The sequence below is a fragment of the Cytobacillus sp. MT66 genome (assembly GCF_058792595.1).
The window spans coordinates 484,089-492,714 of sequence record NZ_JBXAFB010000003.1; the positions used below are offsets into that span (position 1 = coordinate 484,089).

The window sequence follows — 8,626 nt, forward strand, 5'->3', positions numbered from 1 at the left end:
ATGGTGCGGACGCTTTGCTGAGCTACTGGGACAAGATAGTAGTATTAAATTTTTTTGCTTACACTTCAAGTTTGCGGATAACATGAAAGAATAAATTATTTATGTCAGATATATATTATAAACCTTCTTTTTTGATCTAGTCAATATGTTTGCTGAAGATTTTGAGGTTTCATGACTACTCATTTTGTCAACAATGAGTTATAATTACATGTTGATGTTTCAATACGTTAAAGGAGTTTCACCATGAAAATCATTTGTTCTACTTTAAATGCAAAATATATTCATACAAATCTTGCTATTCGTTATCTTAAAGCCTATGCACAGCCCGAATTTGATATTGAGCTGACGGAATATACTATTAAGGATCCGATTATGAACATTGTCACCGATCTGATCCGCAAAAAGCCTGATGTTCTTGGCTTTAGCTGTTATATCTGGAACATTGAAGAGACCATTAAGGTCGTTAAAATGATTAAAAAAATAAATCCGTCCATTCATATCGTTGCTGGAGGTCCGGAGGTTTCCTATGATGTCATGGACTGGATGAAAACAGTAAACGAATTTGATTTCATTGTCATTGGCGAAGGGGAAGAAACCTTCAAACAATTATTAACGGAGCTTTCAGAAGACAACACAGTTGAAGCTGTGCCTGGCATCGCCTATAGGACGGGTGAACAAATTAAAATCAACCCGCAGAGAAATAAGCTGGATCTTCGGGAAATGCCCTCACCTTTTCGATTTGAAGAGGATATCCCTCACTTATCAAAAAGGGTTACTTATATTGAAACAAGCCGCGGCTGTCCTTTTAGCTGTCAATTCTGCCTATCATCCATTGAAGTTGGTGTCCGTTACTTTGATCGTGAGAAAATAAAAGAGGATATCCGATATTTAATGGATAATGGAGCCAAAACGATTAAGTTTGTTGACCGTACCTTTAATATCAGCAGAAGCTATGCCATGGAAATGTTCCGCTTTTTAATTGATGAACATACACCGGGAGTTGTCTTTCAATTTGAAATTACTGCGGACATTATGCGCCCTGAGGTCATTGAATTTTTAAACCAGGAAGCACCTGCCGGATTATTCCGCTTTGAAATTGGGGTCCAGTCCACAAATGACTATACAAATCAGCTTGTGATGCGAAAGCAGAACTTTGAAAAGCTAAAACGCACGGTGACCATGGTGAAAGATGGCCGTAAAATTGATCAGCATTTAGATCTGATTGCAGGACTGCCTGAAGAAGACTACACTTCCTTCCGAAAAACATTTAACGATGTTTTTGCCTTGCGCCCAGAAGAACTGCAGCTCGGTTTTCTTAAGCTCTTAAGAGGTACAGGTTTGAGAATTAGAGCTGATGAATACAAATATGTATATATGGATCATTCACCATATGAAATGCTTGGAAATAATGTCCTTACATTTGAAGAAATTATCAAAATCAAACAAGTGGAGGATGTTCTTGAGAAGTATTGGAATGACCATCGGATGGATACATCGGTTGAATACCTTGTTACCCATATCTTTGAAACGCCATTTGACTTCTTCCAGGAGTTTGGTTCCTACTGGGAAGAGAAAGGCTGGTCAAGAATTGGCCATCAATTGGAGGACCTGTTTAAACGTCTCTATGAGTTCCTTGAATATAGACAAGTACCTGATTTGGAGATTATCAAGGGATTGATGAAGTATGACTATCTATCAAGGCAGAAATATAAACCAAGGAAATCATGGTGGGCAACAGAGGCATCTAATGAAGATAAATCGGCTAGATCTTCCTTTTATAAGGATGTATTAAAAAACCCAGATCGCTTAGGAACTGAATTTGCAGACTTACATTTAAATGAAAAAGAAATTTATAAATACACAATATGGGAAAGCTTCCCTTTCCGATTAAGTACCTATTTAGCTGATGGTGTGATTGAGAGACAGCGTTCCAGCTTATTGGTTTATTTTAATCCAAGTACGGAACAGCCTTTATTTTTTGATACTGCAGAAATTTAAAAAACCGGCGCAAAGCCGGTTTTTTTAACACTTTTTCTTATTCTTATCCGTTTTTTCCTCATTCATGAATGGGATTTCAAACAGTTTGCTTGCATTAACATCACCAAACTCCATCCCAAATTCAACATTTAAGCTTTCCTTTTTTTCATTCTCAGTGTTTTTCTTCACTCAGGACCTGCCCTTTCTTCCCTGCTTAGAGTTGCGGTTTGCACCCTTCATTGGGTTTTCCCCGTTTGCAAATTCTGCTGAGAATTCTGTCTCAGCAATATTTTTCTTAGGTGTCTTTGAATGCTTTAGAGCAGCATCAAACTCTGCTTTTCTTTTTGCCATATGCGCATCCTCCTAAAGAGTTTGTACATTTATATCTTCTGCTTCTCTCTCATTTTCATTCATACAGATTCTTGAACTTACCATCAAGAAAGTGTCATAAATGCATGCTTTATTACAAAATATAAACAAAAAAGGAATGACTGCTTTGAGTAAAAATAAGAAGAAGTTAGAAAAAATAAGTATTGACGAAACCCTTCCCCATCAAATTTCTGCCCCTAGCTTTAAGGGTACTGGCATTAAAATGCAGCCGCCATTTAAAAATTCAAAAGGTGTCATCATTGGTGATAGCTACTATGCCTCTGAAAACTCTCCTTTGGAAAATTGGAGTGAAGATACCGACCCAGCAATTATGGCTGGCGATGAATGGGTTCACCCGACGAATGACATTGGCTGGAACACTTCAGAAAATAAAGAACTTCTCGAAGAAAAAAGACGCCCACAAGCGAGTCCTTTCATGCATCCTACTTTCGATGCCGGTAAGGGGCAAGATTAAAAAAAGGGATGAAAAAATTTCATCCCTTTTTATTATCCGGTAATAACCCTTTCCTTCGGATAATGATACTTTGTCTTCTTTTCCTTTCCGCCAATGATAAACAGGAAAGAAGTTAACCCAATCCTTCCAATAAACATGAGAACCATTAAGATGATCTTCCCGAACGAGCTGAGATCTGGTGTAATCCCCATCGATAGCCCTGTTGTACCAAAAGCGGAACACACCTCTACAATAATTGCAATGAGCTGCTGCTCCGGATCTGAAACACTGATTAAGACAACAGAGGTAAAACACATAATAAATGCCAGCATGGTGATAGCAAGAGATTTTAGAATATCTCCCTCATGCAGCTCACGATTAAACACTTTAATATGACGCTGTCCTTTGGCAAAATGATAAATAAATAAAATATTTAAAGCAAACGTCGTTGTTCGAATCCCTCCGCCAACAGAACTCGGGGAAGCTCCGATAAACATTAAGATGCTAAGTACAAGCAATGTCGGCAGCGTAAATTCGCTAATATCCATTGTAGATAATCCGCCGCTTCGTGTCGTGGTTGCTTGAAAGAAGGCATAGAAAAAACTTTTATGCCATGTCATTCCTCTAAAGAAATGCTGAAATTCTAATATAAAAATAAAGACCGTTCCAAAAATAAGCAGTCCTAAAAACGTTACTGTCGTCAGTTTTGTAAATAAGCTGAAACGAAATTGAAGGCCTGAATCGCTTTTTTTTCGGAATAAATATGCCTTTACTTCAATTAAGACTGGAAAGCCAATAGCGCCTAGTACAATTAAAAGTACATTGATTAGCTGCACAAAATAATCATCAGCATAAGGGACCAGCGAGGCCCCGTTAATATCCATTCCAGCATTCGTAGTGGCGCTGACAGCAGCAAATAAGCCGTGTAAAAATGCCTCATTCCAGGTAGGATAATAATTGAAAAAGTGCAGTCCTAATATTAATGCACCAATGATCTCTATAACAAAAATAATTTTTATAATTTCTTTTATTAAGTGTACAAGGCCCGAAAGTGTAATCTGATTATGGTCAGCCATAATTAGCTGGCGGCTCCTTAAACCGATTTTTTTGCCCAAAAGCATCCAGAAAAACGTGCCCAAGGCCATAATTCCAACGCCGCCGAATTGCATAATAAACATGATAACAAAATAGCCAAACACACTATACGTTTCTGAAATATTTATTGAGGTTAAGCCCGTTACACTTACTGCACTGACAGCAGTAAATACAGAATCAACGAACCGGACTTCTACCCCCGTTTTGTGAACGGCCGGTATTAGTAGAAGCAGAACGGATGCCGTAACAGCTAACAAATAATAGCCGGTAATTACTTGAGCTGGCGTCCGTTTGCTAATCCAGGCTCTAACCTTTTTCCACATGCATGACAGATCCCTTCAAACGATTTCGTAAGCTTTATCATATAGAATTTCCGAAAAAATTTCCACTCATTTTTATTACAATATGAAAACATACTACAATTACAGAGGAAAGTAAATCTCTGTTATCTCAATAAATTGGAGTGAAAATCATGGCTAATAGCAGTAATAAATTGCTTGTCCCTGGAATCGAACAGTATTTAGATCAAGTGAAATATGAAATTGCCCAAGAATTTGGCGTTAACCTGGGAGCTGATACAGTTTCCCGCGGTAATGGTTCCGTTGGAGGAGAAATCACAAAAAGACTTGTAAAACAGGCACAAGCACAAATAGCAGGCAAGAATAATCTATAAGCTGCAAATCAAACAGGGTCAGTCCCCCAGTGTCCTATTGCTTAAACCACTGGGGGACTGACCCCCTAATTTTAATTATTCTTTTTTTCTTCTTTTTGTTTTTCTTTGCCTGGCTGTTTATGTTGATCTTTGCTGTCCTTTTTGTCATTCCATTCTTGCTGTGATTTGTTTTCATTGACAGAAGAACGGTTATCTTGTTTTTTCATTTGCCCAGGAGGGATTTTTTTTTCCTGGTTATTGCTGTTTTCCTGAATAACTTTATTTTCCTGAGTTATTTTTTTTTTCTGGCCAGGCGGGATTTGTTTGCTGTCTTGTTCACTTGTTTTCTTCTCTTGTCTAGAAGGACTCTGTCTGCCAGCTTGATCGCTGGTTTTCTTCTCTTGTCCAGGCGGAATTTGTTTTCCGTTTTCATGACCCTTCTTACTCGATGGATACAACTTTTCATTATCCTGTTGTTCCTGTTTGTCAGGATTGATCGGTCTTGCCTTTTGATTTTGCTCTTTTGTTTCTTTCGGCTTTGCCTCTAATTGTTTCTTCTTTAAGGCACCTGTTGTTATACCCTTTTCTTTGGCCTTTTCTCTTTCTTCCTTTGTCCCCTGTACAACCTCAACTTCTATATTTTCATGCCTAATATTACTTTGAATTTGAGTAATTTCCTTCTGCCAGCGCTGATCATTTTCTTTTGTTTTTTCTTCAACAAAAACAGTTGCGATGACAACTTCATGATTTTTTTCTGTGTATCCTTGTTTTTCTATTTCTTCAATAATTTGCTTTGTAATGATATGAACATCTTTCTCTTTCCAATTACTAAGTTTTTCAACAACTTGTTTTGCTTCCTCATTATAAGGATTAATGTCTATAACCTGATATTCTTCATTTAAAGCCAGTTCCATACTTGGATTAATGTCTATAGACATATAGGCATATACCTCATTTTTCCCGTTAAAAGGGATAACGGAAGCTGTTACTAACATAAAAACCAGCGCTGCTGCGAAGACAAGCTTTGCTGTTATTCCTTGAAAAATTGATAAAATTGACCGCTTTTCGACTTCTTCCTGTTCAACAGGAAAAAAATCAATCTCCTGCCCAATTTGATAGTGTCTTTCAAGCTTTTTTGCCTGAAGAAATTCACCATCTGGGGTTAAAAGCGTTAAAAAACGTTCATTAATTTCCATTATTACTCCAGTCTTCACGTTTCTAACACCCCTTTGATATAATCCTTTAAATAAACATAATCTCCAATAAGAATCAGGGAAATGGCAATTATGTATTTTCTATTTCTCTCAATTGTTTTTCTGCTTAAAGATACATAGCTTTCAAGCTGTTTAATAGGAAGCCTTTTTTTCTCTATTAATATATTTTTAAGTTCCTCTTTATCAGCAATTATTTTTGCCACCATCATCGCATTTTTCCGTGCATCGGCATGTTTTGGCGATTGCTGTACTAAATCATTGAAGGATAATTCATAATTTTGCAGAACCTCATTAAACTGGAGAATTTCATCTCTTCGATGCTGCTCATCAGTTTTTCTTTTAAAGTCATCAATGGCAAGCTCATTATCGATGATTGACCCGCTCTGATCATCTGAATCTTCTTGATTATGATTTATATCAATATTAAGATTTTGATGTCTTGCTTGTGATCGTATATAGTCAATGACCCTTCGTTTAATCAGGACTTCAGAAAAGCTTAATAAAGAACTCCCCTTTTGCGAGGAGTATTTTTGAATGGCTTCATTAAAAGCAATAAGACCAATGCTAAATTCATCATCTGATTCATATATATATCTTTTACATACAGAAGATACTGTTTTTGCAATAAATGGTTTGTATGAATGGATAAGTTCATTTTGTAAAACATGATCACCCTGCTGTATTAGTTCCACTGTTTCTTCTAGTGTTTTTTTTCGTTTTTTCGTTAAAAAGAACAAACTTAACAAAAGTCTCACCCCTTACACAAAACACATTATATCATACGAAGATAGGAATGGGTTTATAGGGGTGAAGGAGGAAAAAGAAGCCATTTTGGCCTCTTTTCCCCTGTTGAGTTCTTTATTGATTATTATTATTTTCATGTTTAGCATGTTTCTGTTCTTGTTTCTTTGCTTTATGGGCTTGCACTGCTTCTTCATGCTTAACCTTTGCTTCTTCATGTTTAGCTTTTGCTGCCTCTTTTGCTTCTTCACGTTTAGCTTTCGCTGCCTCTAATGCAGCTTTCCGATTGGCTTTTGCTTCTTCTTTAGCAGCATCGCGTTCAGCTTTTGCTTCGGCTCTTTGAGCTTCTGCGGCTTGCTTTGCTGCTTCTTTTACTTCTTTAGCATTTGCCTTTTCAGCTTCTTTTGCTGCTTTTTCGAAAGCTTTCAGGTCTTTTTTATCTTGCTCTTTTTTAGAATCTTCTTTTACAGGAGGCCCAACAGGCTGCTTTTCTTCAATTTTAGCTGAATCGTTTGTATCTGCTGCGCTTTGTGTTTCTTCAGCTGAAGCTTTCTTTGCTTTTGTTTTTTCCTTATCAGCATATTTCTTTTCAATTTTTTCAATTTTCTTAGCTAATTTGGCATAGCTTTTGTCTATGTTCTTTTGCAGCGCAGCTTTCGCTTTTGGATTCTTTACCTTTTCCATAGCATGCTTGAGGGCAATAATATTTTGCGAAAGCAGATCTTCTACTTCATCAAATGGTTCAATGCCAGCTTCATTTTCATCTAAATCCGCTGATTCTTCTGTATTTTCATCTGTCTGTTTATTTGCAGTTTCATCGGTCTGTTTTTCGCTGTCTTCTTGGCTGATTTCTTCCTTTTCTTTTGAAGAATCATCTGATTTGTTTTCATCTAAAATATCTTCTGCATTGGTTAAATGGCTTGCAGATTTCTGTATTAATTCAATGGCTTCTTTTTCTTTGCCATCCGCTAAGAGTGCTTCGGCCTCAGCTAAACGCTCTGCGGAAAATTCAGCAAGCAGCTTTGCTTCTTTTTTATCGTCCAAAGTAAGAGCTAGCTTGATTTTTTCCATAGTCACCTTTACAAAATAGAAAAAGTCACCTGGCAGAAGAGAAGGTTTTTCTGCCGTTACATCAGCAGCTGCTGTGTCCAAGTCCTTACTTTCTGTTTGAACAGTTTCATTTGAATTTACGTTCGGCATTTCAACTGTTTTATATTGATCTGTATTTTCAGATGCAAATGCATATGTAGAGGATAATGTGATAGAACCCGCAATTGTCATTGCTAAGGCAGTTTTTGCTATTTTATTGAATTCCTTTTTTGATAACCATTTCATGTTATTTCACCCCAAAGTTTATTTTCGTCGCGGCCGCTTTACTTCACTACAACTGTACGACTGCATATAAACGTTTTTTGGGGGTTTGCAAATATTATTTATAATACGGGAAATAAGGCCCAGATAATGCAGCCTTCCGAGCCTTTTTACACTTTCTTTCTAAATGCAAGTATGAGCCACCTTACAAAAAATCCCGCAGCAAGTCCTGGAATTAAACACATCATTGGGAAGAAAACCGGGCCTGGCTTGACTCCAAACATGCTGACATTGCTTGAAACCATTAGCCCGACAGTGACAGAATACGCACAAAATACGAACGGAAGAAACGAAAGCTTTTCATCACTTGGCATAGCTGCGCGATAGGCATCCCACATAGCAAACATATAAAGACATGGGTAAAACATCAGCCATTGGTAATCAATGACCCAAAAGGCCTCGTCTATTTTACCAAGAAAACTAAACATAATAGCCGTATTAAAATTGCTGAAAACATTTATAATGATTTCAAGCAAGACAAAAAAGGTACCTTTAAATAATTGACCTGTTAATAATTGGCTAAAGCCAGGCAATGCTATGCTCCACATAACTGCCTCAAGTTTACTCATTGATTTCATTTTTGTTTCACCAGCCGTACTGTATTCAAAAGTCTTTATTTCCACCTATAGTCTTTCCATTTATTTTCCTTATTTTATTATTCCTTTCAAATTCAAATAAAAAGGGGCTGTCTGATAAGTCCCTAAATTAAATAAGGGTGGAAGAAAATCAACAAATTTTCTCCACCCTTATTTT

Annotated in this window: 10 protein-coding genes; 3 read left to right on the forward strand and 7 right to left on the reverse strand. The window is 37.0% G+C overall.

Annotated elements, in window-relative coordinates; all coding sequences use genetic code 11:
- Positions 1 to 243: 243 nt before the first annotated feature.
- Positions 244 to 1,998 carry a B12-binding domain-containing radical SAM protein gene (locus AC1Q59_RS08425; protein WP_492365346.1) on the forward strand — a complete coding sequence of 585 codons (1,755 nt, stop codon included), beginning with the start codon at positions 244 to 246 and terminating at the stop codon, positions 1,996 to 1,998.
- Between the two features lie 24 nt (positions 1,999 to 2,022).
- Here AC1Q59_RS08425 and AC1Q59_RS08430 read toward each other — a convergent pair whose 3' ends face one another.
- Both AC1Q59_RS08430 and ykzP read right to left on the reverse strand, forming a co-directional pair.
- A complete protein-coding gene (locus tag AC1Q59_RS08430; protein WP_492365347.1) occupies positions 2,023 to 2,166 on the reverse strand; it encodes a hypothetical protein in 144 nt (47 codons plus the stop codon).
- A complete protein-coding gene (ykzP, locus tag AC1Q59_RS08435) occupies positions 2,167 to 2,328 on the reverse strand; it encodes a protein YkzP (RefSeq protein ID WP_492365348.1) in 162 nt (53 codons plus the stop codon). It abuts the gene before it with no gap.
- Between the two features lie 136 nt (positions 2,329 to 2,464).
- Here ykzP and AC1Q59_RS08440 point away from each other — a divergent pair, with 136 nt between their 5' ends.
- A complete protein-coding gene (locus AC1Q59_RS08440; protein ID WP_492365379.1) occupies positions 2,465 to 2,821 on the forward strand; it encodes a DUF3905 domain-containing protein in 357 nt (118 codons plus the stop codon).
- 32 nt (positions 2,822 to 2,853) lie between these two features.
- Here AC1Q59_RS08440 and AC1Q59_RS08445 read toward each other — a convergent pair whose 3' ends face one another.
- Entirely contained in the window at positions 2,854 to 4,218 is a 1,365-nt protein-coding gene (locus AC1Q59_RS08445) for a TrkH family potassium uptake protein (RefSeq protein ID WP_492365349.1), read from the reverse strand.
- A gap of 149 nt (positions 4,219 to 4,367) precedes the next feature.
- Here AC1Q59_RS08445 and AC1Q59_RS08450 point away from each other — a divergent pair, with 149 nt between their 5' ends.
- On the forward strand, positions 4,368 to 4,568 hold the full coding sequence (locus tag AC1Q59_RS08450) for an alpha/beta-type small acid-soluble spore protein (protein ID WP_492365350.1): 201 nt from the start codon (positions 4,368 to 4,370) through the stop codon (positions 4,566 to 4,568).
- Between the two features lie 71 nt (positions 4,569 to 4,639).
- On the opposite strand, the gene AC1Q59_RS08455 is transcribed toward AC1Q59_RS08450, so the two are convergent.
- From AC1Q59_RS08455 to AC1Q59_RS08470, 4 genes are all read right to left on the reverse strand, one after another.
- Entirely contained in the window at positions 4,640 to 5,761 is a 1,122-nt protein-coding gene (locus AC1Q59_RS08455) for an anti-sigma factor domain-containing protein (protein WP_492365351.1), read from the reverse strand.
- Positions 5,758 to 6,507 (reverse strand): RNA polymerase sigma factor SigI, encoded by a 750-nt coding sequence (sigI, locus tag AC1Q59_RS08460; RefSeq protein WP_492365352.1) that lies wholly within the window; start codon positions 6,505 to 6,507, stop codon positions 5,758 to 5,760. The genes AC1Q59_RS08455 and sigI overlap by 4 nt, the downstream gene beginning before the upstream one ends.
- Before the next feature lie 112 nt (positions 6,508 to 6,619).
- Positions 6,620 to 7,837, reverse strand: coding sequence for a DUF5667 domain-containing protein (locus AC1Q59_RS08465; protein ID WP_492365353.1), 1,218 nt, complete (start codon positions 7,835 to 7,837; stop codon positions 6,620 to 6,622).
- 146 nt (positions 7,838 to 7,983) lie between these two features.
- A complete protein-coding gene (locus AC1Q59_RS08470; RefSeq protein WP_492365380.1) occupies positions 7,984 to 8,451 on the reverse strand; it encodes a hypothetical protein in 468 nt (155 codons plus the stop codon).
- Between the last annotated feature and the right edge of the window lie 175 nt (positions 8,452 to 8,626).